At 34.9% G+C, this 24,753-nt stretch carries 30 protein-coding genes and 1 pseudogene; 13 read left to right on the plus strand and 18 right to left on the minus strand.

All coding sequences use genetic code 11. The features are described from left to right. Window positions 1-56: 56 nt before the first annotated feature. Window positions 57-182: a sporulation histidine kinase inhibitor Sda gene (sda, locus tag AC3ANV_RS09620; protein ID WP_370876157.1), complete on the minus strand. Its 126-nt coding sequence runs from the start codon at window positions 180-182 to the stop codon at window positions 57-59. Window positions 183-478: 296 nt separating this feature from the next. Between sda and AC3ANV_RS09625 the strand changes: the two genes are divergently transcribed. Beyond that, window positions 479-685: a DUF6501 family protein gene (locus AC3ANV_RS09625; RefSeq protein WP_488314174.1), complete on the plus strand. Its 207-nt coding sequence runs from the start codon at window positions 479-481 to the stop codon at window positions 683-685. Window positions 686-733: 48 nt separating this feature from the next. On the opposite strand, the gene AC3ANV_RS09630 is transcribed toward AC3ANV_RS09625, so the two are convergent. After that, the gene (locus tag AC3ANV_RS09630) at window positions 734-1,318 is read right to left on the minus strand and encodes a YhcN/YlaJ family sporulation lipoprotein (RefSeq protein WP_488313396.1); all 585 of its coding nucleotides are present in this window, start codon (window positions 1,316-1,318) and stop codon (window positions 734-736) included. Between the two features lie 142 nt (window positions 1,319-1,460). On the opposite strand from AC3ANV_RS09630, the gene crcB (AC3ANV_RS09635) reads away from it, so the two are divergent. Further along, window positions 1,461-1,856 carry a fluoride efflux transporter CrcB gene (gene crcB / locus AC3ANV_RS09635; RefSeq protein WP_488313397.1) on the plus strand — a complete coding sequence of 132 codons (396 nt, stop codon included), beginning with the start codon at window positions 1,461-1,463 and terminating at the stop codon, window positions 1,854-1,856. Continuing rightward, on the plus strand, window positions 1,853-2,212 hold the full coding sequence (gene crcB, locus AC3ANV_RS09640) for a fluoride efflux transporter CrcB (protein ID WP_488313398.1): 360 nt from the start codon (window positions 1,853-1,855) through the stop codon (window positions 2,210-2,212). Before crcB (AC3ANV_RS09635) ends, crcB (AC3ANV_RS09640) begins: the two co-directional genes overlap by 4 nt. A 111-nt stretch (window positions 2,213-2,323) precedes the next feature. On the opposite strand, the gene yidC is transcribed toward crcB (AC3ANV_RS09640), so the two are convergent. The 6 genes from yidC to AC3ANV_RS09670 all read right to left on the minus strand — a co-directional run bounded on the left by yidC (window position 2,324) and on the right by AC3ANV_RS09670 (window position 8,385). Further along, entirely contained in the window at window positions 2,324-3,115 is a 792-nt protein-coding gene (yidC, locus tag AC3ANV_RS09645) for a membrane protein insertase YidC (protein ID WP_488313399.1), read from the minus strand. Between the two features lie 30 nt (window positions 3,116-3,145). Then, on the minus strand, window positions 3,146-3,436 hold the full coding sequence (locus AC3ANV_RS09650; RefSeq protein WP_488313400.1) for a hypothetical protein: 291 nt from the start codon (window positions 3,434-3,436) through the stop codon (window positions 3,146-3,148). Between the two features lie 196 nt (window positions 3,437-3,632). Further along, complete coding sequence (gene pflA, locus AC3ANV_RS09655) at window positions 3,633-4,385, minus strand: pyruvate formate-lyase-activating protein (RefSeq protein WP_488313401.1); 753 nt, start codon at window positions 4,383-4,385, stop codon at window positions 3,633-3,635. A 194-nt stretch (window positions 4,386-4,579) separates the two neighbouring features. Continuing rightward, window positions 4,580-6,805: a formate C-acetyltransferase gene (pflB, locus tag AC3ANV_RS09660; RefSeq protein ID WP_488313402.1), complete on the minus strand. Its 2,226-nt coding sequence runs from the start codon at window positions 6,803-6,805 to the stop codon at window positions 4,580-4,582. Window positions 6,806-7,139: 334 nt separating this feature from the next. Further along, window positions 7,140-7,592, minus strand: coding sequence for a cupredoxin domain-containing protein (locus AC3ANV_RS09665; RefSeq protein ID WP_488313403.1), 453 nt, complete (start codon window positions 7,590-7,592; stop codon window positions 7,140-7,142). A 91-nt stretch (window positions 7,593-7,683) separates the two neighbouring features. Further along, window positions 7,684-8,385, minus strand: a complete 702-nt coding sequence (locus AC3ANV_RS09670) for a DUF421 domain-containing protein (RefSeq protein ID WP_488313404.1) — start codon at window positions 8,383-8,385, stop codon at window positions 7,684-7,686. A gap of 252 nt (window positions 8,386-8,637) precedes the next feature. Here AC3ANV_RS09670 and mprF point away from each other — a divergent pair, with 252 nt between their 5' ends. Then, window positions 8,638-11,166, plus strand: coding sequence for a bifunctional lysylphosphatidylglycerol flippase/synthetase MprF (mprF, locus tag AC3ANV_RS09675; protein WP_488313405.1), 2,529 nt, complete (start codon window positions 8,638-8,640; stop codon window positions 11,164-11,166). Between the two features lie 65 nt (window positions 11,167-11,231). On the opposite strand, the gene modB is transcribed toward mprF, so the two are convergent. Then, entirely contained in the window at window positions 11,232-11,906 is a 675-nt protein-coding gene (modB, locus tag AC3ANV_RS09680) for a molybdate ABC transporter permease subunit (RefSeq protein WP_488313406.1), read from the minus strand. 231 nt (window positions 11,907-12,137) lie between these two features. After that, the gene (locus AC3ANV_RS09685; RefSeq protein WP_488313407.1) at window positions 12,138-12,401 is read right to left on the minus strand and encodes a hypothetical protein; all 264 of its coding nucleotides are present in this window, start codon (window positions 12,399-12,401) and stop codon (window positions 12,138-12,140) included. A gap of 197 nt (window positions 12,402-12,598) precedes the next feature. On the opposite strand from AC3ANV_RS09685, the gene AC3ANV_RS09690 reads away from it, so the two are divergent. Further along, window positions 12,599-13,090, plus strand: a complete 492-nt coding sequence (locus tag AC3ANV_RS09690; RefSeq protein ID WP_488313408.1) for an Hsp20/alpha crystallin family protein — start codon at window positions 12,599-12,601, stop codon at window positions 13,088-13,090. Between the two features lie 90 nt (window positions 13,091-13,180). Next, the gene (locus AC3ANV_RS09695; RefSeq protein WP_488313409.1) at window positions 13,181-13,609 is read left to right on the plus strand and encodes a hypothetical protein; all 429 of its coding nucleotides are present in this window, start codon (window positions 13,181-13,183) and stop codon (window positions 13,607-13,609) included. 29 nt (window positions 13,610-13,638) lie between these two features. Here the strand turns inward: AC3ANV_RS09695 and AC3ANV_RS09700 are convergent, their stop codons facing one another. Then, complete coding sequence (locus AC3ANV_RS09700) at window positions 13,639-13,881, minus strand: YkuS family protein (RefSeq protein WP_488313410.1); 243 nt, start codon at window positions 13,879-13,881, stop codon at window positions 13,639-13,641. Between the two features lie 100 nt (window positions 13,882-13,981). Between AC3ANV_RS09700 and AC3ANV_RS09705 the strand changes: the two genes are divergently transcribed. Continuing rightward, window positions 13,982-14,122, plus strand: a complete 141-nt coding sequence (locus AC3ANV_RS09705) for a YuzL family protein (RefSeq protein ID WP_488313411.1) — start codon at window positions 13,982-13,984, stop codon at window positions 14,120-14,122. Between the two features lie 36 nt (window positions 14,123-14,158). Here the strand turns inward: AC3ANV_RS09705 and AC3ANV_RS09710 are convergent, their stop codons facing one another. From AC3ANV_RS09710 to AC3ANV_RS09720, 3 genes are all read right to left on the minus strand, one after another. Further along, a complete protein-coding gene (locus AC3ANV_RS09710; RefSeq protein ID WP_488313412.1) occupies window positions 14,159-15,778 on the minus strand; it encodes an ABC-F family ATP-binding cassette domain-containing protein in 1,620 nt (539 codons plus the stop codon). Between the two features lie 428 nt (window positions 15,779-16,206). After that, window positions 16,207-16,806: an SCO family protein gene (locus AC3ANV_RS09715; RefSeq protein WP_488313413.1), complete on the minus strand. Its 600-nt coding sequence runs from the start codon at window positions 16,804-16,806 to the stop codon at window positions 16,207-16,209. 100 nt (window positions 16,807-16,906) lie between these two features. Beyond that, window positions 16,907-17,077, minus strand: coding sequence for a DUF1427 family protein (locus AC3ANV_RS09720; RefSeq protein ID WP_488313414.1), 171 nt, complete (start codon window positions 17,075-17,077; stop codon window positions 16,907-16,909). 287 nt (window positions 17,078-17,364) lie between these two features. On the opposite strand from AC3ANV_RS09720, the gene AC3ANV_RS09725 reads away from it, so the two are divergent. Then, the gene (locus AC3ANV_RS09725) at window positions 17,365-17,661 is read left to right on the plus strand and encodes a hypothetical protein (protein WP_488313415.1); all 297 of its coding nucleotides are present in this window, start codon (window positions 17,365-17,367) and stop codon (window positions 17,659-17,661) included. A gap of 17 nt (window positions 17,662-17,678) precedes the next feature. Beyond that, the gene (locus AC3ANV_RS09730; RefSeq protein WP_488313416.1) at window positions 17,679-17,972 is read left to right on the plus strand and encodes a hypothetical protein; all 294 of its coding nucleotides are present in this window, start codon (window positions 17,679-17,681) and stop codon (window positions 17,970-17,972) included. A 214-nt stretch (window positions 17,973-18,186) separates the two neighbouring features. On the opposite strand, the gene AC3ANV_RS09735 is transcribed toward AC3ANV_RS09730, so the two are convergent. Then, window positions 18,187-18,333 carry a hypothetical protein gene (locus AC3ANV_RS09735; RefSeq protein WP_488313417.1) on the minus strand — a complete coding sequence of 49 codons (147 nt, stop codon included), beginning with the start codon at window positions 18,331-18,333 and terminating at the stop codon, window positions 18,187-18,189. Window positions 18,334-18,388: 55 nt separating this feature from the next. Here AC3ANV_RS09735 and AC3ANV_RS09740 point away from each other — a divergent pair, with 55 nt between their 5' ends. After that, window positions 18,389-18,619, plus strand: a complete 231-nt coding sequence (locus AC3ANV_RS09740; RefSeq protein WP_488313418.1) for a cold-inducible protein YdjO-related protein — start codon at window positions 18,389-18,391, stop codon at window positions 18,617-18,619. Window positions 18,620-18,683: 64 nt separating this feature from the next. On the opposite strand, the gene AC3ANV_RS09745 is transcribed toward AC3ANV_RS09740, so the two are convergent. The 3 genes from AC3ANV_RS09745 to yhfH (AC3ANV_RS09755) form a co-directional block, all read right to left on the minus strand. Then, entirely contained in the window at window positions 18,684-18,869 is a 186-nt protein-coding gene (locus AC3ANV_RS09745; RefSeq protein WP_488313419.1) for a hypothetical protein, read from the minus strand. Between the two features lie 133 nt (window positions 18,870-19,002). Then, a complete protein-coding gene (gene yhfH / locus AC3ANV_RS09750; RefSeq protein WP_488313420.1) occupies window positions 19,003-19,137 on the minus strand; it encodes a protein YhfH in 135 nt (44 codons plus the stop codon). A gap of 180 nt (window positions 19,138-19,317) precedes the next feature. Further along, entirely contained in the window at window positions 19,318-19,452 is a 135-nt protein-coding gene (gene yhfH / locus AC3ANV_RS09755; protein WP_488313421.1) for a protein YhfH, read from the minus strand. A 293-nt stretch (window positions 19,453-19,745) separates the two neighbouring features. On the opposite strand from yhfH (AC3ANV_RS09755), the gene AC3ANV_RS09760 reads away from it, so the two are divergent. From AC3ANV_RS09760 to fdhF, 3 genes and pseudogenes are all read left to right on the plus strand, one after another. After that, a complete protein-coding gene (locus AC3ANV_RS09760; RefSeq protein ID WP_488313422.1) occupies window positions 19,746-22,289 on the plus strand; it encodes a PAS domain S-box protein in 2,544 nt (847 codons plus the stop codon). A 192-nt stretch (window positions 22,290-22,481) separates the two neighbouring features. After that, window positions 22,482-22,592 (plus strand): annotated as a pseudogene (locus AC3ANV_RS09765) (hypothetical protein); the annotation flags it as partial. Next, a complete protein-coding gene (fdhF, locus tag AC3ANV_RS09770) occupies window positions 22,569-24,539 on the plus strand; it encodes a formate dehydrogenase subunit alpha (RefSeq protein ID WP_488314175.1) in 1,971 nt (656 codons plus the stop codon). The pseudogene AC3ANV_RS09765 and the gene fdhF, both read left to right, overlap by 24 nt. The last annotated feature ends 214 nt before the right edge of the window (window positions 24,540-24,753 follow it).

A 24,753-nucleotide genomic window follows, 5' to 3' on the forward strand; every position in this document is an offset into this window, starting at 1 on the left:
ATTTGATTAAATTGAAAGACCGCCGAAAAAATCGGCGGTTTTTTAGATAATTGAAGTTAACGCTTCTTAAACGGTTTTAATCCACGACGTAAAATTTCATCTTTTAAAATCTTAATCCATTCCTTTTCCTTCCCAGATTTTATTGCATCCCGATACGAAACAACCAACTGCTCGTTACTCATAATTTTCAATTTAGAATGCCTCCTTGGAAAAACGGATTGAATATTCTGTTTTTTTATTGTAATCGTTTTTTTTTAGTTTGAAAAGTCCCAAATCTCATCATTTTTCAAAAAAAATCTATTTCTGATTAAATTAGGAAGTTAAAATCAAAAAATATTTTACAACGATTTTTTAATGGATATGTGGAACCTATAGAAAATGTTTTATTTCATTACGTCGTCCATGAATTAGTTGCACTTACTTGTTTTCATTGATTATACTAAGAAGTGGGACAATGAAGGAAAGGAAGTATGCCAACATGATTCACTTATCATGGCGAGATCGTGAAACACTCAAAAAAGTTAAATGTGTTCACACAGATGCGAAAAAATATCTTGTAAATAATGCTTTAACGGCGGGGAAATTCTATGATGTCAAAAATGAAACAGAAGAATTTTATTACATCATTGACAATACCGGAAAAGTCGGAGGCTTTTATAAAGAGTATTTTGAAGACGCTGAATAAAAGGATTAAAAAATGCTTGGCATTATGCCAAGCATTTTTATTTCGATCTTACTTTGCTTTTGGGAAAACTCTGCGAATCGTTTCGGTAAATTGATTAAAGAAACCTGAAACGGGTTTGCCATTGCGGATGTCACTTGCATAGGTGTTCATACGATCATAAAAATCAGGGTTTTCTGATACAAACACATTGTCGATATCAGGGTCCACGGATTTTACTCTTCGTGAAATTTTATTTTCAATTTTTTTAGTCCATTCATTTCGGGATGAAGAGGACAGCTTGACTGCCACATAGGCATTATTCTCTGTTACAATGACATTGGCTGTGTCCACTTCTTTCAGGTCCGCCACTCTATCGGCTACTTCATCGGCAACTCTTATTTTTGATCGATTATCATACGTATTTCTTCCATTTGTAATATTGTTGTTGTAGTTATTTACGTTCCTGCCAAGTTGAACATCAGTATTATCAACACCTGTTATTGGAGCACCATTAGGATTATAATTAACCCTTGTTGGCTGTGTCACATTTCGATCTCGATAGGCGACCTTGTCATTATTCACATTATTCCGTGCACACCCTGATATATAAAGGCTAAATACTAGGGCTGAAATTAAAAATAAACTCTTTTTCATGTTGTTCTAACACTCCTTTTTCTAAGTTGTACAAGGATAGGTTTCCAATTAAAAAAAAATATATTCCAAATGAATTGATTATCTTGAAAAGTTCAGTATGGTAAAATGAAATAATGGAAAATTGTATATAGAGGTGTTTGATTTGGTATATATATTTGTTGGCATTGGCGGTGTTGCAGGAAGTTTGCTCCGTTTTTTCTTGTCCTTATTGGCAGGTGATATATGGGGGAAGGGATTTCCAATTGGAACGCTTCTAATAAATTTAACAGGTGCTTTCCTGCTTGGCTGGTTTACAGGCAAATATGTTCTTCCCAAAAAGCTCCACCCATATTTTTTAACTGCTTTTTCCACCGGCTTTATTGGTTCTTATACCACTTTTTCAACATTTTGTTTGGAAACCATAAACTTGCTTAAGATGGGAGATTACTTTAATGGGGTTGTCTATGTTCTTCTCAGTTTGGTTGGCGGCCTTTTATTTGTCAGTGTAGGAAAAAAATTAGGACAATCCGGTAAAAAAGTAGCGGGGAAAAGAATATGAATGAAATAATATTTGTTTCAATCGGCGGTTTTTTTGGGGCGATTAGCAGGTTTATTATAAGTAAAAGAATTCAAAATCGAAATAAATCGGCTTTTCCTGCAGGCACCTTAATAGTAAATTTAATTGGGGCATTTCTGTTAGGTATTTTAATTGGGATCCAAATAATGGGACATCTTTATGCCCTGCTTGGAATCGGGTTTATGGGGGCTTTTACAACCTTTTCTACTTTTAAGCTTGAAGCGGATAGGCTGAGAAAATTGAAAAAAAATAAGTTGTTTTATGCCTATTTAGCTATAAGCTATATTGCAGGCATCTTCCTTGCATTTTGCGGTATTATGCTGGGAAAAATGGTGTAAAAAAAAGAAGCATCGCAGTGATGCTTCTTTTTTAGCTAATAGGAAAATAGAAGTGCAACTACGCCTCTGTCTTCGGCCTGAGGGGCTCGCCAATCGGTGAGTTTTATACCGTTATTTTTGCTTTACCGGTACGTCAGCAGTTTTTTTGCTTTGATAAAGATTTCTGCTTATCATCGTTTGAATGATTAAGAATGATCCACCAACAACCCAATAAAGAGGGAGGGCGGCCGGAGCTTTAAGTGAGAACATAACAATCATTAATGGTGAGAGCAACCCCATATATTTCATTTGTTCCTGCTGTTGAGTCGGCATATTGGATTGAGAAACTTTAAATTGGAAATAATAAATCAATCCGGCAATGATGGTTATCACAATATCAGGATGGCCAAGGCTAAACCATAAAAAATGATGAGCTGCAATTTCTTTTGAACCACGAATAGCGTAGTAAAAGCCCGTTAAAATCGGCATTTGAATGAGAATTGGCAGACAGCCCATATTGAGAGGATTTACCCCGTGCTTTTGATAAAGTCCCATCATCTCTGCTTGAAGTTCCTGTTTCTTTTTCGCGTCTTTTTCTGTTTTCATTTTCTTTTGTATAGCATCCATCTCAGGCTTTAGAACATCCATTTTTTCTTTCATTGCCATTTGATTTTTATATTGTCTTAACATAAATGGCATCAAGGCTAATCTGATCAAGAGTGTAATGATAATGATGGACAGGCCATAATTTCCGTTAAAAAAGTCAGCTACAGTATGAATAGAAACAGCAAAAGGATTCACTACATAATGAGTGAAGAAGTTTGGATTTTTACTATTCTGAGCTTGAGTTGAACATGCAGATAGCAATAAAGTTGTTAAGGCTAAAAGTAAGATTACTGTAAGTGAAGAACGTTTTGTTTTCATATTTCCTCCTAGAAATGATGTAAGTAAATATTATTGTATAAGGAAGAAAACAGGTTCTTCTGGGTCATCCTGTGAACTTTCTTTTCTACGAATATATTTTACGATTCTAATCAAGATAAAATTTCGATTCAAACGACTTTTTTTCTTATAGAAAAACAAGGGGTGAATAATTTTTGTATTCGCAGGTTCGGAGACTGAATCAATAAATGAGTATTCCACACTCCAAGCCCACAGGAATTTCAGCGTAATTCCTAAATAAATACTGACATAGAGAGCGGCTAATGCATTTATATCCGAATGATCAATAAGAATTTGAAACAAAAATTTTCACCTCACTTTTTTAACCAATGATAAGAGTATAAAGGAGAATAGCCAAATAATCAATTTAATCTATTGGAAAAAAGCAGATTAAATAGACGAACGATTTTATTTGTCTAGTAAAATCCTCCATCAGCCCTTCGCTTTGAAAACCGAAAACAAAAAGCTGCTCCGGTAGGGCAGCATTTTTGTACAGTTCCTATTTTAATACTTGCGGTTTATTCCACTTATCAGTTAACATTTTATAAGCGAAGGCTACACTTTCTTTTCTCGGGGGGGCAATTTGCTTTAAAGGGTATTCATGACCGAGTGCTTCCCATTTATAGACCCCAAGTTTATGATAGGGGAGGATTTCAATTTTTTGGACATTCTTAAGTGATCCGATGAATTCACCAAGTTTTTGCAGGTCTTCATCATCGTCTGTAATTGTCGGAACAAGGACATGTCGAATCCAAACAGGTACATTTCGATCAGATAAAAATTTTGCGAATTCCAGAATATGGTCATTTGCCATTCCTGTTAACTGAATATGTTTTTTTCGATTGATATGTTTTAAATCCAGTAAAATTAAATCAGTGTATTGCAATAAATCCTCAAGCTGCTCTATAAATAGTTTGGAGTGGGAGAAACAGCCGCCGGATGAGTCAATTGTGGTATGAATCCCTTTCTTTTTACATTCTTTGAATAGTTCCGTAAGAAAAGGAATTTGTAATAAAGGTTCACCGCCGCTTACCGTTATCCCGCCCCCGGATGCCTGAATGAAGGGAAGGTAGGAAATAAAATCATCCATAATCTCCGAAACGGACATTTGTTTACCACTGCCGATCTCCCACGTATCAGCGTTATGGCAAAATTGACAGCGTAATAAACACCCTTGTGTAAAAATGATATAACGTATACCGGGCCCGTCAACTGTCCCTAATGTTTCGATTGAATGTATATTTCCGTTCATAATGGTGCTCCCCTTTCATTTTGAAACTTTGAGAATTGTCCAGCTCCAGCGCCCAGCGACTAGTGTACTTCGCTCTTCTCCCTACGATAAGTCAATATCGAATCGCCAAAAACGCGATTCGTGTTTCCATTATCTCAGTCGAAGCGCTCCAAGTCCATACGTCGCTAAACGGGCGCCTCTGCTTTTCTTACTATTTACATAGATTCATGGAATGTACGATTTATAACATCCAGTTGTTGTTCTTTAGTTAATTTAATAAAGTTTACTGCGTATCCGGATACACGAATTGTTAATTGTGGATATTGTTCCGGATGTTCCATTGCGTCTATTAGTGTTTCTCGATTAAAGACGTTTACATTTAGATGATGTCCGGTTTTAATTGCATAGCCATCTAAAATAGAAACTAGATTACGAACCTGTGATTCTTCCTCTTTTCCCAATGCTTTCGGGACAATAGAGAAGGTATTGGAAATTCCGTCCATTGCAGAACTGTATGGCAATTTAGCCACAGAAGATAGGGAAGCTAAAGTACCTTTTGTATCACGTCCATGCATTGGGTTTGCACCCGGTGCAAATGGTTCACCTGCACGTCGTCCATCAGGAGTATTACCGGTTTTCTTTCCGTAAACAACGTTTGAAGTGATTGTTAAAATTGACATCGTATGAACAGAATCACGGTAGGTTTGGTGTTTACGAAGTTTTTTCATAAAGCGTTCAACAATTTCCACGGCGATGCTGTCAACACGGTCATCGTTATTTCCATATTTAGGGAAGTTGCCGTTTGTTTCAAAATCTACGGCAAGGCCATTTTCATCGCGGATAACTTTTACTTCTCCATATTTAATTGCGCTTAATGAGTCTGCTACAACACTTAAACCGGCAATACCTGTTGCCATTGTGCGGAGAATTTTTGTATCATGCAACGCCATTTCGATTCTTTCATAGCTGTATTTATCATGCATGTAATGAATGACGTTTAAGGTATTAATGTATAGTCCTGCCAGCCATTCCATCATTTGATCGAATTTTTCCATTACTTCTTCATAATTCAACACTTCAGAAGTGATTGGTTGATATTGCGGTCCAACCTGAATTTTTAATTTTTCATCCACACCGCCGTTGATGGAGTATAGAAGAGCTTTCGCTAAGTTCGCACGGGCTCCAAAGAACTGCATTTGCTTCCCGATTTCCATTGCCGATACACAGCAGGCAATTCCGTAGTCATCACCATATTCAGGGCGCATAATATCATCATTTTCGTATTGAATAGAGCTTGTTTTAATTGACATTTTTGCACAATATTTTTTAAAGTTTTCAGGAAGCTGCGGTGACCATAAAACAGTTAAGTTTGGTTCCGGTGCAGGTCCTAAATTATCAAGGGTATGAAGGAAACGGAAAGAGTTCTTCGTAACAAGTGAACGTCCGTCCATAGCCATACCGCCAATGGATTCTGTTACCCAAGTAGGGTCACCGCTGAATAATTCATTATAATCCGGTGTCCGGGCAAATTTTACAAGACGAAGCTTCATAATAAAATGGTCAACAATTTCTTGAGCTTCTTCTTCAGTTAATGTTCCGTCTTGTAAATCCCTTTCAATGTAAATATCTAAGAAAGATGAAACGCGTCCAAGGCTCATTGCAGCACCGTTTTGTTCCTTAATAGCTGCTAAATAACCGAAGTATACCCATTGGAAGGCTTCAACAGCATTTTTTGCAGGCTGGCTAATGTCAAACCCATAGCTTCTTGCCATTTCCTTAAGTTCTTTCAATGCTCTGATTTGCTCAGCAATTTCCTCGCGAAGACGCATATTATCTTCTGTCATTACTTTGCTTGTATTCTTTTGCTCCTTTTGCTTTTCCTGAATTAAGAAATCAACACCGTATAATGCAACACGACGGTAATCCCCGATAATACGGCCGCGACCATATGCATCAGGAAGTCCTGTAATAATAGCTGCCTTACGGGCAAGCATCATTTCATCTGTATAGGCATCGAATACACCTTGGTTATGGGTTTTACGGAACTCCGTAAAAATTCTTTCGATTTCAGGGCTTAGTTGGTAACCGTAAGCTTCACATGCTGCTTTTGCCATCCGAATTCCGCCGAAAGGCTGCATAGAACGATTAAATGGTTTATCGGTTTGAACACCAACAACTTTTTCAAGTTCTTCATTTAAATAACCCGGGCCATGTGATGTAATAGTTGAAACCGTTTCAGTATCCATATCAAGGACCCCGCCGTTTTCACGTTCCTGTTTTGTTAAGTTCATTACTTGTTCCCAAAGTTTATTAGTTGAGTCTGTAGCACCTTGTAAAAAGCTGTCGTCTCCTTCATAAGGAGTAAAGTTTTTCAAAATAAAATCGCGAACGTTAACTTCTTTTGTCCATGTTCCTTTAATGAATCCTTGCCATTTTTCCATAATCATTCACCTCAAATTAGTTTTAAAAATATATAACAGTTTTGATGTGTTTATCTTACCTTCAGTGTAACAGTTTTAAAGTGATAAAAGTCACGTAAATTGAGGTAAAATTGTTAAGATATTGTGAAGTATGGTTTTTTTGAAGATTTTTCGGTTGAAAAGTGAATGTTTTATGAACGTTTATAATCTGAAATTCAAATCTGTACTATAAAATTATGAATAAAATTTAAAACTGTTATATAAGAAAAAATCAATAATAACCAAGTGTTAATGGTAAATATCGATTGAACCCCTCTGTAATAATAATAAAAAAAGCAGGGAGAAAATCTCCTGCTTAATTAACAACAATATCAGCGATCATTGGTCCATTATGTTTCCTGTCTGCATGAAGCTCGCAGATCAGCCGGTACGTACCGGCTTTCTCGAATTGAAGTGGAACAACTGTTTCTTGCCCTTTTTTCACTGTTCCTTTTATCTTCGTTCCTTCAATATAAAAGGGATGCTCTTCACCGTTTATCCCAGTTATATATAAATTAACTTTTTCTCCTTTTTTAATAAAGATGGTGCCCGGATCCCAACGATATGCCTCCATTTGTTTCCCGTTTTTCATAGTGCTTTTAAATTCGACTGTTACTATATGAATCTCACGGATTTGATTATTTTCCTCATGATTAAATACTGCCGTATCCCCGGCTCTTAATAAAAACCAAGCCGTAATTGTTACAAGCATAAATCCTATCGCTAAAAAGAATAAGAAAGTCTCTTTTTTTAACACCAAAAACTTCATTGCATTGCCCCCTTGTATATTTGTCCTATTTCATGTTTATGCCAAGAGGGCGGTAAAACTTGTCTCTTTTTTTATTACCTTCCAAAGAAAATTAGCTAGTGGGGGTATCAATATGATCATTAAACTGGTCTATATATAATTGGCCGCTTGTCGAAATGACGGCATAGTTGATATCTTTAACCAATAAGTTCCTCTTATTAATTTCCTTTTCAATCCATGAACGGTTATACTTCTCCGTGAAATTTTCGGTAATTATATCTCCTTCCATAATAATTTCAATCGGATATTTTAGTACTTGGCTTGAAATTATAGCTAAGTCTTTTTTTAGAACTCCCTGATATTCTTCCTTTTTTAAAACGGAAAGCTTTCCATTAACCTCTAAAATCGCATAGCTGACTACGTCGATGTTAAATATTCCTAGTTCCCTTAACTGTTGATTCAAATTATCAAGCGTATATTTATGTTTTTTCATGCTATCTTCTAAAAGTATGCCATTTTCAATAATCACGGTTGGTTTCCCGGCGAACAGTTTTCTAAGTCTTACACTTCTATAGGAGATTGTTGCAAGAATAAAATAAATCAAGATAAGTGTGAAAAATGACAATAGTAATGGGATAAATTTTAAATGTAGGTCAAAACCCATATTTGCAGTAAAGGAACCAAGGGTAATCGAGAGAGCGAAGGTAAAGTAATTTTTATGTGTCCCGATTTGTTTCCCAAAGTGGTAAGCAACCATTAATAAAAGAACTATGGCAATCGTCGTTCTGCCTATAGAGATAATTACAGCTTCCATGAATCAATCATCCTAACAAGAAAATAATTTATCAAACACCTAGTTTATTTTCTCTAAAATTGATTAATCTATTCTTTCAAATTACCTTTAGGATGCAATAGGTATATAGTTATGGTTGAACCTTTAATAAAATGTCAACAATAGCAATGATGAAGTGTCAATGAAGTATAATGATAAAGGAATAATTTTCTTTGTTTTTCCTGTTGAAACGTTTATAGTTAAATAAGTAATAAAAAATAGGTGGTTATTTTGTTGGGGATTAAAAAGGAAAAATTATTAAATGCAGCAAAATTTATTTTTCCTCTTCTTCTATTGATTTTCACAATCATTGAAATGAGGAAATTTACCAAAGACCTAAATATACATTTACTTAAGCATGAACTAAGTCAACTGGATTTTGGGACTTTAATACTTATTTTGGTTATTACCTTTGCTGCTGTGTTACCAATGCTGTTATATGATGTGATATTAGTTCAGATCTTAAAATTTCGTCTCCCAAAAAGGGAATTGTTAGAGCAAGCATTTATAGCAAACTCTTTCTCTAATTTAATTGGCTTTGGCGGGTTGATTGGGGCCATGTTAAGGACCTATTTTTATCATAAGCTTGAACAGGATAAACGAAGGCTGCTGGGTGGTATTGCATCTGTTTCTCTTTTCTACTTAACGGGGATATCTGTACTTTCATGGTTTGTTATTATCGGATACCATCATTTTCCATTGTTTCTTGACACAAGATGGATTTATTTTGCTGTTCTTGTCGTTGGTTTGTATTTACCTGCATTTATTTTTATACATATTATTAAGAACAAAAAGGATAATGAAACTCTTATTACAGTTGAGGCAGGATTAAAGCTTGTCATCGTTTCTATTGTGGAATGGTCAGCAGTATTTATAGCCATCTGGTTCTTAAGTAAGCTGCTCGGAATATCTATTACATTTGCAAATCTATTCCCTGTATATATTGTTGCAGCTTGTGCTGGAATTATCAGTATGATTCCAGGGGGACTTGGATCTTTTGATTTAATTTTTATTTGGGGAATGCATGAATTGCATATTCCGGAAGAGAAAGTACTCGTCCTTCTGTTATTTTATCGATGCGGTTATTATATTTTGCCATTTTTAGTCAGTGTTATTCTATTCGTAAAACTATATTGGGAGAAATGGAATAAATCATGGAGCAATCTGCCTAAGGCGATTGTTCAAGGATTTAGTCATGTTGTCTTAACAGTCCTTGTTTTTTTATCAGGATTAATTCTTCTTTTATCAGCAAGTGTCCCGGGAATCATGTCAAGACTTAGAATAGCACAGGAAATTTTATCTTTTCCAATCATTAATATATCACATCAGCTATCGGTTGCTGCGGGATTTTTGCTGTTAGGTTTATCACGAGGAATTGAGTATAGTGTAAAAAGGACCTATGATTTAACTATGCTTGCGTTGATCCTCGCAGCATTATTCTCTATTTTTAAAGGGATTGATTATGAAGAAGCCATTTTTTTAATTTTTGTTGCTCTCCTCCTTAAGATGTCCAAGGGACAATTCTACAGGGAAAGCTATGTCCTTACATGGGGGAAAACGATTTTTGATGTCACCATTATTCTTATCATTACATTTATGTACATATTAATTGGATATTTAAATTTACCAAGTGCTAGATTAACAATACCGAAGAAGTTCTTACCATATGTAATTGTAGATTACCGCGATTTATTTAGCAGTGCACTTATTGGCTTATTGATTGCATTTTTAATCATTTTTATCGGCTATTTGGTTAGTAAACCAAAAAGTTGGAAGTTTTTGAAGTCAATTGGCCAGGAAAAAGAAATAAAAGAACATTTAATGAAGTATCATGGAAAAGTTTTGTCCCATTTAGTTTTTTTACATGACAAATATATTTTTTGGAATAGTAAGAAAAATATACTGATTATATTTCAACAATATGCAGATAAACTAGTCATTCTTGGTGATCCAATTGGCGAAAAAAGTGAATTATCTAATGCAATTGAAGAATTTCAGGAAATATCGGACTTACATGGATTTACACCCGTTTTTTATCAAGTTAGTGATGAGATGCTACCATTCCTGCACGGGAACGGTTTTGCCTTTTTTAAATTAGGGGAAGAAGCCTTTGTTGACCTAAGAGACTTTTCTCTTGCCAGGAATAAAATAAAATCATTAAATACATTGAAAAATAAATTCTTAAAGGAAAACTACCAATTTGAAATGAAGGAACCACCATTTACAGGGGAGCTATTGGACGAATTAAAAGAGATTTCTGATGATTGGCTACAAGGAAGAAGAGAAAAAGGTTTTTCACTGGGCTTTTTTGATGGTACTTACTTGAATAAAGCCCCGATAGCGATTATTAAAAATGATAAAAATCAAATTTTGGGATTTACGAGTATTATGTATGTATATGATGAACATAACACAATCTCTATTGATTTAATGAGGTTTAAGCCGGAGGCACCGGAAGGCACAATGGACTTTCTTTTTATCTCATTATTTGATTGGGCAAAACAAAAGAACTACGGACGTTTTAATATTGGGATGTCACCACTTGCTAATGTAGGCCTGTCGAGATTTTCCTTTTTAAGTGAAAAAATAGCTGCGCAAATTTTTTTAAATGGCCACTTTATCTATCATTTTCACGGATTAAGGAAATTTAAAGAAGAATATGCTGATATTTGGGAGTCGAATTATTTGGCTTATCGTAAAAAATCGTCCTTACCATTTACAATGGCGCAAATTGCTTTATTGATTTCACGAAAGAGAACATAAATTTTAATAACAATATCTCAGAATAATGGTCTATTAAATAGAAAAGCCATGGAAAGGTAAACTTTTCATGGCTTTTCCATTTTTGATATGTTTGTAAGCAGTAGCATAAGGAATGAAATAAGAACCATAGAGAGGGCTAAAAGCCAAGCTAAATTCATATTTCCGGATTCCATTGCAATATAAATCGCTGTTGGGGCAGTTTGTGTTTTTCCTGGTATATTACCGGCAAACATGAAAGTAGCACCGAATTCACCAAGTGCCCGTGCAAAGCTTAAAACGGTTCCGGCAACAATCGATCGGGCAGAGAGTGGAAGCGTCACAAATAAAAAAACATTTCTTTCATTGCAACCATCAACACGTGCCGCTTCTTCAATATCTTTATCAACTGATTGAAATCCTATTTTAAGCGTTTGATACATTAAAGGAAAGGCAACAATGGTTGAAGCAATAATAGCCGCCCATGAAGTAAACATAATGGAAGCAGAAAATAGGTCTTCAATAACTATACCAACCGGACTGTTTCTGCCAAAAAAGAAAATCAATAAAAATCCAATGACTGTCGGTGGTAAAACGATTGGCAAAATCAGGAAGGTTTCTATAAGCATCTTGCCTCTGAAATTCCTTTTTGAGAATAATCTCCCAAAAAGAATCCCAAAAATAAACACGATGACCACTGAGACAGATGCGATTTTTAAAGACAATAAAATGGGCGACCAGAATTCATTTTGAAACAAGCTCATCAATCCAATACTTTAAAACCGTATTTTTCAAAAATTGTTCTAGCAGTCTTACTTTGCAAATAATGATAGAAAAGTATAGCCTCTTCATACAATATTTCCTCTCCGTCATTCAATAGTAAACTTCTTCAATTATTATAGCTAACAGATGACAATCATCAAAGTATTACTTCACAAAAAAAAACTGCCTAAAAGCAGTTTTTACGTGTAATGCTTATTCAACTTCAAAGTCTTTTACTCGCATTCTTTATCAATGTTACTTGGGGAGGACTCAAATGTACTTGGGGAATCAATTTGATCCCTGTCGTCTACAAAACTCCTTGTACCCAAGAAATCACTTTTATCCCCAAAATTTTGACCGAAGCCTTGGTTTTTTTTATCAGAATTATGCCAATCTGCAAGTAGGTTTTGGCCAATATTTACGGCTGATGCATTTTCAAAGGAATTAATTTTAATCATGAATATATTAATATTAATATATGGAACTGGAGCGGGCAATTTTATCTCCTCCTTATACTTGCTAATAAATATATGCTTTAACTGAAGGTTTATGTAGCGGGTTAATTAATTGGATTAAAATAGGGTTTACTTCAGTATCATGAATGTAGCAAATCATTTCAGTAATAAACAAAAATTAACATATCGATGAGACGGTTTACTTTCCTTATTGTATCAGGATTAAGGAGTTGGATTGGATGGATATGGAGAAATTAAAACAATGGATGGAAATCGCTCAACAAATGCATGGCGGGGATTTCTGGAAAAATGTTTTTGAGCAAGATTTCACCAAACAATTTATGAATGATCAACAACCCTTTAAATCTAATTTCAATGGTTTTGAAGAGAAATCATTTGGCGAAGAAAAAAATACTCGAACTTTCCCAATGATCGATATATTAGAAGGGGATCAAGAAGTACTGGTATTAATTGAACTTCCGGGAGTAAAGAAAGAAAATATGGAATTGGGGCTAAATGGTAATATTCTAACTATAAAAGGTACAGCCCTCCCAATCCATGATCAATTAAAGCTTGCCTATTCAGAAAGGTTTTATGGTGAATTCAAAAGGCAGGTTAAATTACCTGATACAATAAGCCCTAAAGATTTAAATGCGAAATTCTGGAATGGGATTTTGTTTGTCAGCTATCAACGTAAATTGGAGAAAGGGGAAATCATTACAATTGACTAGCTAGCTTTAACCTTTTTTTATATTTGGACATGTTCAGCAAACTTCACCATATATATCATAATAAGGTAATAATAAGGGAGCGTTTATGGCATGTCATTAAAAGATTTATTCCTCATATTCAGGAAAAATGATTATGAAAAGGATTTAACTAAAAAATTGTCTTCCTTAGAATCTAATATAGAGGAATTGAAAAAATCTTTGTTAGCCTTTCAAGAACAGAAGCAACAGCAGATGGCAGTAAAGACTAATGATCCGCCCATTATTATTGAAAAAATAAATATTGAGAAAATTATTTTAGATAAATACGAGCTTAATAATAATTTCGGTCAGCTAGGAATAAAAGAATTAAAAGGAAAATTAAATATTGGCGCGACATACGGAAGTGATTTCACTCCGGAAATGAATGCAGAAGAAAATAAGGAGATAAGGAGAAAAGAAAAAAGTAAGTCTCCTTCCCCTGAAATGAGCCCTAAAGTAAACATCCATGCTAAAAAAGACGAAGAAATGAAAAAAGACTAAAGCTAAATTCTTTAGTCTTTCAAAAAGCTTTATTGAAGCCTGCTTTCTACCTGTTGGCATACTTCATCAGCGGACATTCCATTCGCATCAATGACCGCACCTTTTGTTACGGTTTCCTGCATACCCATCATGTTTGAATCAAGCCCGGTAACAACACAGCAATCACAATTTTGAGCGTCTGACTCCTGTTTTAATTCCACTACATCATAACCTTTTTCACGAAGAGCTTGTTGAATATTTGTAAGGGATTGTTCTACTCCAACTTTTGCCATACAAAACACCTCCTCCTCTAATTTATCTTGCCTAGTTTTGTCATAAATATTCCGTATAAGTGTTGTTAATCTTCCAAAAGCTATAACAGGAGGTGTAGACATGGGAAAACGAAGTAAACGTAAAGCTGACCCTTCGACGATAGGGCTTAATTCCAGTCAAGTAGAAGGTCAAGGAACAACCACAACTGAAACTGGTTCAAGAGAAGAACCATCATCACGTCGTAAGCAAAAAATTACTTAAAAAAACGGGCACCCTTTGCGGGTGCCCTCATTTGTATTATTGATACATTTTAGCAATTTGTTTTTGTAAATCAGTATTCTCAAGATATTCATCATAGCTCATCTGTTTATCTACTAAACCATTTGGTGTTAATTCGAAAATCCGATTCGCAATTGTTTGAATAAACTGATGGTCATGTGATGAGAAAAGGAGAGATCCTTTAAAGTTAATCAATCCATTGTTCAATGCAGTAATGGATTCCAAATCAAGGTGGTTTGTTGGCTCGTCAAGCAGTAGTACGTTTGCTCCATTCAGCATCATTTTAGAGAGCATACAGCGAACCTTTTCTCCTCCTGAAAGGACGCTTGCTTTCTTTAATACTTCTTCTCCGGAAAATAACATTCTGCCTAAAAACCCACGTAAAAAACTTTCGCTTTCATCTTTTGGAGAAAACTGACGAAGCCAATCCACTAGATTTAAATCGCTGTTTTCAAAATACTCAGAGTTGTCCTTAGGAAAATAAGCTTGTGAAGTGGTGATTCCCCATTTATATGTTCCGCTGTCTGCTTCCAGCTCACCCATTAATATTTTAAAAAGAGTAGTTTTTGCAATCTCGTTTGTGCCAACGAGTGCAATTTTATCTCCTTTGTTTACAAAAAAGCTAATATTATCAAGAACCTTTACCCCATCAATGGATTTCGTTAATCCTTCAACCCTGAGCAAATCATTTCCAATCTCACGGTCCGGTGTAAATCCAACAAAGGGATAACGGCGGGAAGAGGGCCTGATGTCATCAAGAGTAATTTTGTCTAATAACTTCTTACGGGATGTTGCTTGTTTTGATTTAGAGGCATTCGCACTAAATCGAGCAATAAAGGCTTGTAATTCTTTTATTTTTTCTTCTTTCTTTTTATTAGCATCTGAAGCCATCCTCACAGCTAACTGACTTGATTCATACCAGAAATCATAGTTCCCTACATAGACTTGAATTTTTCCGAAATCTAAATCTGCGATATGCGTACAAACTTTGTTAAGGAAATGACGGTCATGGGATACCACAATAACTGTATTTTCAAAATTAATTAAGAATTCTTCAAGCCATTGAATGGCCTTAATATCCAAGTGGTTTGTCGGCTCGTCAAGAAGTAAAACATCAGGTCTGCCGAACAAGGCCTGTGCGAGCAGAACCTTTACCTTTTCAGAACCTGATAAATCAGCCATTTTTTTATAGTGAAGGTCTTCTTCAATTCCAAGGCCTTTTAATAAAATAGCTGCTTCAGGCTCGGCTTCCCATCCGTTCAACTCAGCAAATTCGCCTTCAAGTTCAGCTGCTTTCATCCCATCTTCATCAGTGAAGTTTTCCTTCATGTAAATCGCATCTTTTTCCTGCATGACTTGATAAAGTCTGGTGTGTCCCATTATGACAGTTTTTAAAACTTCATATTCTTCATATTCAAAATGGTTTTGTTTAAGCACAGCCAACCGTTCATTTGGACCAAGCTGAACATTCCCGGTTTGTGCCTCAATTTCTCCGGATAATATTTTTAAAAAGGTAGACTTCCCTGCACCGTTGGCTCCGATAAGACCATAGCAATTTCCTGGAGTAAATTTAATATTAACATCTTCAAATAGTTTTCGGTCACCATATCTTAAACTTACATTACTTACAGTAATCATAATTGAAATCCTCCAAAACAAAATATCTACTAATTATATCATCAAAGTAAACGAAGCGCGAATTCTTTTTCAGTAATTCCCTAAATATGGATAAAACAAAACATAATCTAAATGTTTTGTTGTAAAGAACGGGTACACCTAAATTTTGCATGAAAAATTTTCTAAAAAAATTTGTTTGTTTTCACACTTTATTCATATTTTTGTTGTAGAATTGTTTTAAGAAGTAATCAAAGAAGGTGAGAAGTATGGCAAAAAAACAGCTTTCAGAACTAGTAAACAAGTTAAAAAAAGCTGGTATAAAAGTAAGTTTAACAAAACCAAAGTCCAATTACCTTTTATCCTTACAGCAAATAAAAAATTTTCCTTCATCCGTGAATTAAATAAGCAATAAAAGCGATTAATCCAGTGGACTAACCGCTTTTTTTATATTATTTAATTTTCTCAATGATTTTGTTATAAACTTCTTGTTTGTTGAATTCCTTACCCATTGGGAACTTGGCAATAAATTTATTATTTTTATCCACTAAATACGTATATGTTGAATGAATGAATTGACCATTACCAGGGTCTTTGTATTGAAATTGTAATGAATTAGCAATTTCCTGGATTTTCTTTTGGTCCGTTTTGATATTTTGCTTCTCTCCTGTTAAGAACATCCAGTGTCCGTCATCCTTAATGCCAAACCCTTTCATATACCCTTTTAAAACTTCAGGAGTGTCCCGGTAAGGGTCAATAGAAATGGTAATAAATTCTATATCTTTTCCGAATACGCCATTTTTAACTAAATCCTTTTTCAAAAGGTTCATTTTTTGAGTGGTTGTAGGACAAATATCAGGGCAATGTGTATAGATAAACTCTACAAGTTTTAATTTCTCATGATCTTGCCCTAGTTTGTATGAATAACCATTTTGGTTTACTAAAGTTTTTGTTGGTATTGTTGCATTTGCATCTCGAATAAGAAAGAAAGATATTCCCGCTGCAATCCCAAAGAATACAGCAAGACTACATATAAGATAGATCTTTTTCATAACGAATCCCTCCTATCAATAAGATAAAGAAGTTTTCATAAAAAAGATATGGATATTTTGTGAACAAAAGCAAAGCCTTCCGATAGGAAGGCTTTCATCTTTATTTCGAAAATATTCCCATAATCCAGCTTGCAATGACTCCACCAAAGTAGACTCCGAATACACCTAATACCGCAGAAAAGACCGGTGGAGCCGGGAGAGGTAATTTTAACAATTTAAAAAGGATGCCAACAGCAATTCCCGCTATTACACTTAAAACTAATTCTTTCATTCGTTTCCCCCGTTTCCAAAGGTTAAAATTCCTTCTTTTTTAAGTATGGTGTTTTTTTTTCTCCTTATTCTTTCCCGTTAACGAAAAAGACATTAGAAAAATCAGTAATGAATTCAGCAGAATGGTGAATCAAAAGCTACTCATTAAAGAATGAAATGGATGAAAAAATGATTGCTTTACTGGATTCCCTTATTATTGTGGATTCCATCCATAATGAAGATGAAATGAATAAACTTCTAGCAAATACGAATGATAAATTAAGGAAGTAATGGAAAAAGGTGATGTTAATGGTAGAGGGAAAATTATTACGTTTTGCTGCACCGGCATTATATCAGAGAATGGTTGAAACGTTTTCAACCTATCATATTCATCCTTATGATGTTCAAGCCACTATCTTTAAAAAAGAGGATGGATTTGATGTCATATTAATGTTTTCAAATGATTTCTCACAGTCTGTATCTACCTTTCTCCATAATGAACAGGTGGATCTACCGGATGAAGATGTGACGCGTTTCTTTGAAGAGGCTGCAGATAAATGTAAGTCCACTCTAATTGCAGATTATTTTAAAATGATAAAGCTATAAAAGGAGCTGGAATACCATTGTTTTCATTTGAAACAGAAGCGCTGCTCGTCGATGATAGAGAAGATTTAATTGCAGTAATACAAATGCGATTCGGAAATATACCAAGTGAATTCATAAAAGAAATCTATGAAATTGATGACATGAATATGTTGCAACGTCTCATACTATCAGCTGCAAATGCGGCTAATTGGAATGTTTTTTTGGAGGAATTTAAAGCTGGCAGGGATTCGTTTCGACTAGTAGGGGAAAATTTTAACCCCCTAAGAGACCTTTTAAACGAAAGGGATGGCTTTGATGGAAAAGAAGCATAATAATTTGCTGCATGCATTCTCTTTAACATCTTTTTCGGGGGGAACGCATTAATGATGGATGGACAAAGGATGAAAAGGAAATTACAAATAGCGGAAATTCCATTGGTGTATCGATAAAAAGGAGGGATGAAGATGGAAGCTGTATTTTGGTGGACCATTTTTCCAAATGGAAGATAATTAGTAGTTAAGTAAATTAAAAAGGAATAGCACCCCGCTATTCCTTTTGTTGTTTGTTCATGGCATATTTTTCTGCGAGCAATTGCTTTACTTCGTTATAGCTTAAACCTGACCGGCTATTTAATCTTTTGACTTCATCAATATCTGTTCCTACAACCGTAATATTTTTTTGATTTGGATTCATTGGAGCCTGACACCTCCTATTTATTAAAAAGTAAAAATGCTGGAAATGAAAAGGGATGTTTTGGTGCATACTAGTACTAGTTAAAAAGGAGGCGGTTCCTATTTTTTATGGTAAAAGGGCTAAGGAAGAAGAAATTGAAACAATTTTAGTGGATACTGAAATTTATTCCTGTATCGATGATTCATGTATTGGCTGGATGAGAAAAGATTTTGTAGCTGATGATTTTTTATGCCCAATGTGCGGCAATGAAATGGAACAGCAAATGCGAGAGCTTCCAAAAATCTAATTTGAATTGTGTTCAGAAAGACTGTCTGGTATTAAAGTTGACAGTCTTTTTCTTTACTTAACCATTATAAGTTTTCGTTCTGTTGGCGAATTTCATCACCGGCGATAATTGTATTTGCCTCTTCAAGATATTTATGTTCATCCACTGAATCACCTGCAACATTTTTTAGATTTGGAAAAACGGCTCCATTATTTATTGTAATTTGTTGTTCTTTTGGTGCAGTCGTAAGATAATCCTCTTTTTTTGCCATTCCCTTCAGCTCCTTTATTTAAGGTTGTGCTTTTAGGGAAGGCTTTATCCTCATCATTTTCTTAACATAAAGGAATTTATTGTAATAAACAAAAAGAGGCTGACTCATATATGGAGAGTTCAGCCTCGATAATTTATTCCTCTTTTTTAGAAAGACAGCGATCACATTCCATTAAGTAAGATTCAGCTTGTTCCTCCATATGTTGACCACATTCAGGACATTCTTTCTTTGGCAAATTACGGAAAAATTCAACCGGACTCATTAACATTAGTACCACTCCTTTTTTAATACAGTTTATTTTTAATTAACCTGTTATAGTACAATATAAACAAAAAAAAGAAAATTGTGTAGACTTATTTTAAAAAAATTTTAACTTATTAAAAAAATAATCCTTTTATCATAGTTCATATTTCAATTAATAAATATGGAGAGTTCACCCTCGAGATATCTATACCTCTTTTTTAGAAAGACAGCGATCACATTCCATTAAGTAAGATTCAGCTTGTTCCTCCATATGTTGACCACATTCAGGACATTCCTTCTTTGGCAAATTACGGAAAAATTCAACTGGACTCATTAACATTAGTACCACTCCTTTTTTAATACAGTTTATTTTTAATTAACCTGTTGTAGTACAGTATAAACAAAAAAAAGAAAATTGTGTAGACTTTTTTTAAAAAAATTTTAACTTATTAAAAAAATGATACTTTTATCATAGTTTATATTTCAATCAATAAATGTGGTATTGTTAAACTAACATGATTAAACCTCCTTTTAAGATAATCGGAATCTAATTTTTTAGTGCTTCCATAATTTAAAACTTTACATTACAATCATAGTAGAAATAGAGAGTGAATCATGGGGGGATGCTTGTAAATGCATGAAATGATTGGGACGTTTCACCCTTATATTATCGTGATTGCTATTGGTTTAACAATCGTAGCTTCATATACAGCACTTGATATGTTTACCTTAATAAGGTCTTCAAACCAGAATAAAAGACTTTTATTCCTAGGTGGTACTTTTACTTTAGGAATAGGGATTTGGATTATGAATTTTCTCGGCATTCTTGCCGGAGATCTAAGTCGGTTTTCAAGTTATCAAATTCCACTCACGATTCTTTCCATATTAATTGGTATTGCATTTTCGGGAATGGCTTTTGTCTCTTTTTTTGGTAAAATAATCCATTTTTATCAGTTAGTGATAGGAAGTATATTTTTAACGATTGCAGTTATTGCAATCCATATTATTGATATCTTTGCAATGAACCTAACGATTAAATATAATGTATCTCTATTTATTTTTTCAGGATTATTAATTTTTGGTTCATTTTTATTTTCATTATGGATGGTGTTTTCCTCGAAAAGCTTTACAAAGGGGAATCAAGTTTGGCTCAAGCCAATTAGTGCAATCATTATGTCAGGTGCTATCGTCGAAGGGCATTTTCTATTAAGGCGGGCATCCAACTTATTTTCCGCTAATATTGACTATAAAACTGTCAGCCATGAAGATACTTTTATCATATACTTGGTATTATTTATCTCGATTTTAATTATTGGCGGTTTAATTGCATCCAGTACATTAATTAGTAAACAATTGGCTACAACTGATACGAATTTGAAGGATATTAAAGCGGCTCTTGATGCATCGGCTATTGTAGCAATTACTGACAAGCAAGGGACTATTTTATATGTAAATGATAAGTTCGAAGAAATTTCAAAATATAAAAAAGATGAAATATTGGGACAGAATCACCGAATATTAAATTCAGGCTACCACTCAAAAGAGTTCTTTCAGGACCTGTGGAGGACGATTCACACCGGACAAATTTGGAGAGGAGAAATTCGTAATAAAGCTAAGGATGGTTCATTCTACTGGGTCGATACAACTATCGTACCTTTCTTAAATAAGAAAGGTAAACCCTTTCAATATATTGCGATTCGTTCCGATATAACTAAACGAAAGGAAGCGGAAGGGAATCTTTTTGACTCACTTAAAGAAATTCGTGATATTAAATTTGCTCTTGATCAATCTTCTATAGTCGCGATAACAGATGAAAAAGGGAAAATCACTAGTGTTAATGATAAATTTTGTGAAATTTCTAAATATAAACGCGACGAATTAATTGGTCAAGACCACCGGTTATTAAATTCAGGATATCATTCAAAGGAATACTTTAAAGAACTTTGGAAAACAATTGGTCTTGGGAAGGTTTGGAAGGGTGAAATTTGCAACCGTGCAAAGGATGGGACACTTTATTGGGTAGATACAACGATTGTTCCATTTTTAAACGGTAATGGAAAACCCTATCAATATGTTGCAATTCGAACAGATATAAGTGATCGAAAACTGGCAGAAGAAAATTTAATAGCAACCATTAAGGATAATACGGATATCAGATTTGCTCTAGACCAATCCTCGATTGTGGCCTTTACCGATTCAAAAGGGAAAATAACCAGTGTGAACGATAAATTTTGTGAGATTTCCAAGTACAATCGAGATGAAATTATTGGAAAAGATCATAATATCTTAAATTCCGGTTTCCATTCGAAGGAGTTTTTCAAAAATTTATGGAAAACAATTGGCGAAGGAAATGTATGGAAAGGTGAAATTAGAAATAAAGCAAAGGATGGGACCTTTTACTGGGTAGATACAACCATCGTCCCATTCTTAAATCAAGAAAGCAGGCCTTATCAATATCTTGCGATTCGCAATGACATAACCGAACGGAAAAAAACAGAAGAGGTCCTCCATCGCCAGGATAAGCTAGCAGCAGTTGGGCAATTAGCTGCAGGTGTGGCACATGAAATTCGCAATCCGCTAACTTCAATGAGAGGATACGCAGAGTTCTTACAGCTAGATGAACAAGATCCCGAACGGTTGGAGTTTCTTGGCATCATCCTCGATGAAATAGAAAGGGTAAATACAATCGTAGAGGATTTTATGGTATTAGCAAAACCAAAGGCTGTCGAATTAGAAGAAAAAAATGTGGTTCCTGTTATCAAAAATGTGGTCTCACTGCTTGAATTTGAAGCAAGAAAGAAAAATGTTCGCTTAACTTTTGATTGTAATCGGGAAATTATCCAAATTGAGTGTGATGAAAACCGCTTAAAGCAAGTTTTTTTAAATTTCATTAAAAATGGAATTGAAGCGATGCCGAACGGCGGTGAATTACATGTAAAAACAATCATTCATGACAATAATGTCCAAATTTCCATTCAGGATACCGGTGTTGGAATTCCTAAAGAAAAATTAAAGAATCTTGGGGAGCCATTTTACACCACGAAGAAAAATGGCAATGGCTTAGGTTTAATGGTTAGCTTTAAAATTATAGAAAGCCATAATGGTAAGGTATTTGTTGAAAGTGAACCGAATAAAGGAACAACCTTTAATATTTTGCTACCTGCGAAAATAGCTTAATAAAACATGTTGAAGAACGGGAAATGTTTTCCCGTTCTTTTGTTAGATATATCCAATTAAATATTTCTTATCAGATTAATTAATAAATTTCAAAAAATGGACATATATTTTGTGAAAAAAGAAATCCACATGCCTTTTGAATAGACTACTATATGTTTATATAGGTATTAATGTTTTTTAGGGGGGAAGGTTATGGGAGAAGAAAATTTTGTAAAAACTATTTGCGGGTATTGTGGAACCGGTTGCGGATTAGTGGTAGAAGTTGAGAATAACAGAATTATGAAAATACGAGGCGATAAAGATGCTCCTGTTAATAAAGGACAAACCTGCGTAAAAGGTGCTTTTGCATACGAGTATGTCCATGCAAAAAATAGATTATCTTCTCCACTTATCCGTAAAGCCGGTTCGCTCGTGGAATCTACATGGGAAGAGGCGTATCAATTTATTTCAGATAAATTAACTGCGATTAAAACAACATGGGGTCCAAATGCCATATCCATGTTTGCGTGTGCAAGAACGACAAATGAATCCAATTTTATTACGCAAAAATTCATGAGGACTGTAATTAACAGTAATAATATTGATGGTTGTAACCGAACGTGACACGCACCAAGCGTTGCCGGTCTGGCAACTGTTTTTGGAAGCGGTTTCCCAACCAATACACTTGAAGACTTTGACAAAGCGGAAGTATTACTGCTAATGGGATCAAATACAACAGATGCGCATCCGATTATTGCTAATCGAATTAAAAAGGCGGCAAAATCCGGACTAAAGGTCATTGTCATTGATCCAAGAAAAATTGATATGGTAAAAGTAGCTCATCGTCACCTGCAAATAAACGTGGGTTCAGATATAGCCCTTATTAATTCCTTTATCAGAGTCATTCTGAAGGAAGGCTTATATAACTCTGAATTTATCAAACAATTTACGATTGATTTCGAAATGCTGGCAAAAAAAGTTGAGACGTATACACCTGAATATGCTGCGGAAATAACAGGTTTATCGCCGGAGGATATTGTTGCTACTGCGAGGGAATATGCTTGTTCAAGCGGATCCATGATTGCTTATACACTTGGAATCACCGAACATCATTGTGGAGTAAACAATGTATTTGATATTGCGAATCTTGCATTATTAACAGGCAATATAGGAAAACAAGGTACAGGTATAATGCCTCTTAGAGGACAAAATAATGTTCAAGGTGCCGGAGATATGGGATGCTTACCTAACCAGCTTGCAGGAGCTATGAGTCTTACCAATGATGAATATAGAGGCAGGTATGAAAAAGAATGGAATGTTGTTCTTAATCCGGAAGCAGGTGATACTCAAACGAGAACATTTGATCGACTTGATGCGGGACAACTAAGAGCACTATATGTTATTGGTGAAAATCCACTTCTTGCAGATGTTCACATGAATCATACAAAAAAATTATTAGAAAAGCTTGATTTGTTGGTGGTACAGGATATCTTTTTAACAGAAACAGCGCAAATGGCTGATGTCGTCCTTCCTGCCCGTTCGTGGGGTGAGGTTGATGGGACTTACACTAATACTGACAGAAGAATTCAAAGAGTTCGCAAAGCTATTGAAGCGCATCCAAATACAAAGGAAGACTGGGAAATTCTTTGTGAATTATCAACTATTATGGGTTATCCAATGAATTATAACAGCAGCAATGAAATCTGGGATGAAGTAAGAAGATTGGCTTGGGAAATGTACGGAGGTATTTCGTATGAAAGACTTGATAAAGAGTATAGTGTTCATTATCCATGCCCTGACGTAAATCATCCGGGTACCTTGATTATGCATGAAAGGTTTCACCAACAGGAATCTCATAGTAGAAAGGCACCTTTTGTACCTGTAGATTATACTCCTCCATTGGAACAACCTGATGCAGAATATCCATTTACACTTACAACAGGAAGACGATATGAATCTTATAATACACATTCCCAGACACGCCACTACGCCGCAGGTGTCAAATTAAAACAAACAGAAGAGACAGTTGATATTCATCCGGATGATGCGCTTGTCCTAGGAATAACGGATGGAGAAGTGGTTCAGGTCCGTTCTCGCAGAGGAGAACTAAGGGTAAAAGCAAAGATAACGGAACAAGTAGTTCCGGGTCTAGTGTTTATGAGTTTTCACTGGAGTGAAACCCCAACAAATGTATTAACTTTAAATGAATTCGACCCTATTTCCGGAACAGCAGAATATAAGGCATGTGCTGTTGCGATTTCCCGAATATAAATAATTTAGAAGAAAAAGCGCGGATGAAAAATCTGCGCTTTTCAATTTGCAAGACCTTTGATATCTCTTTTTTGTATTTTTAATTTTCAGTTTACTTAGAAATGCTATTGTAATATAACTGCCACGGATGTAAACGAATTAACATCTCCCTGTTCTTTGTTTCAGAAAATTCCATGTTATGATAATCACAAGTTAGCTACGAAAGAACATGGGA

The organism is Neobacillus sp. DFD-2R (assembly GCF_057747865.1).

Coding starts and splice junctions, on each gene's coding strand:
- AC3ANV_RS09760 (WP_488313422.1), top strand. CDS start 19,746: ATGCATGAAATGATTGGGACGTTTCACCCTTATATTATCGTGATTGCT.
- AC3ANV_RS09625 (WP_488314174.1), top strand. CDS start 479: ATGATTCACTTATCATGGCGAGATCGTGAAACACTCAAAAAAGTTAAA.
- AC3ANV_RS09630 (WP_488313396.1), bottom strand. CDS start 1,318: ATGAAAAAGAGTTTATTTTTAATTTCAGCCCTAGTATTTAGCCTTTAT.
- AC3ANV_RS09740 (WP_488313418.1), top strand. CDS start 18,389: ATGTTTTGGTGCATACTAGTACTAGTTAAAAAGGAGGCGGTTCCTATT.
- AC3ANV_RS09700 (WP_488313410.1), bottom strand. CDS start 13,881: ATGGCAAAAGTTGGAGTAGAACAATCCCTTACAAATATTCAACAAGCT.
- AC3ANV_RS09705 (WP_488313411.1), top strand. CDS start 13,982: ATGGGAAAACGAAGTAAACGTAAAGCTGACCCTTCGACGATAGGGCTT.
- AC3ANV_RS09710 (WP_488313412.1), bottom strand. CDS start 15,778: ATGATTACTGTAAGTAATGTAAGTTTAAGATATGGTGACCGAAAACTA.
- yidC (WP_488313399.1), bottom strand. CDS start 3,115: ATGAAAACAAAACGTTCTTCACTTACAGTAATCTTACTTTTAGCCTTA.
- AC3ANV_RS09715 (WP_488313413.1), bottom strand. CDS start 16,806: ATGAAAAAGATCTATCTTATATGTAGTCTTGCTGTATTCTTTGGGATT.
- AC3ANV_RS09690 (WP_488313408.1), top strand. CDS start 12,599: ATGGATATGGAGAAATTAAAACAATGGATGGAAATCGCTCAACAAATG.
- sda (WP_370876157.1), bottom strand. CDS start 182: ATGAGTAACGAGCAGTTGGTTGTTTCGTATCGGGATGCAATAAAATCT.
- AC3ANV_RS09670 (WP_488313404.1), bottom strand. CDS start 8,385: ATGGAAGCTGTAATTATCTCTATAGGCAGAACGACGATTGCCATAGTT.
- pflB (WP_488313402.1), bottom strand. CDS start 6,805: ATGGAAAAATGGCAAGGATTCATTAAAGGAACATGGACAAAAGAAGTT.
- AC3ANV_RS09735 (WP_488313417.1), bottom strand. CDS start 18,333: ATGAATCCAAATCAAAAAAATATTACGGTTGTAGGAACAGATATTGAT.
- modB (WP_488313406.1), bottom strand. CDS start 11,906: ATGAGCTTGTTTCAAAATGAATTCTGGTCGCCCATTTTATTGTCTTTA.
- crcB (WP_488313398.1), top strand. CDS start 1,853: ATGAATGAAATAATATTTGTTTCAATCGGCGGTTTTTTTGGGGCGATT.
- yhfH (WP_488313421.1), bottom strand. CDS start 19,452: ATGTTAATGAGTCCAGTTGAATTTTTCCGTAATTTGCCAAAGAAGGAA.
- yhfH (WP_488313420.1), bottom strand. CDS start 19,137: ATGTTAATGAGTCCGGTTGAATTTTTCCGTAATTTGCCAAAGAAAGAA.
- AC3ANV_RS09665 (WP_488313403.1), bottom strand. CDS start 7,592: ATGAAGTTTTTGGTGTTAAAAAAAGAGACTTTCTTATTCTTTTTAGCG.
- AC3ANV_RS09695 (WP_488313409.1), top strand. CDS start 13,181: ATGTCATTAAAAGATTTATTCCTCATATTCAGGAAAAATGATTATGAA.
- AC3ANV_RS09745 (WP_488313419.1), bottom strand. CDS start 18,869: ATGGCAAAAAAAGAGGATTATCTTACGACTGCACCAAAAGAACAACAA.
- AC3ANV_RS09720 (WP_488313414.1), bottom strand. CDS start 17,077: ATGAAAGAATTAGTTTTAAGTGTAATAGCGGGAATTGCTGTTGGCATC.
- AC3ANV_RS09725 (WP_488313415.1), top strand. CDS start 17,365: ATGGTAGAGGGAAAATTATTACGTTTTGCTGCACCGGCATTATATCAG.
- pflA (WP_488313401.1), bottom strand. CDS start 4,385: ATGAACGGAAATATACATTCAATCGAAACATTAGGGACAGTTGACGGG.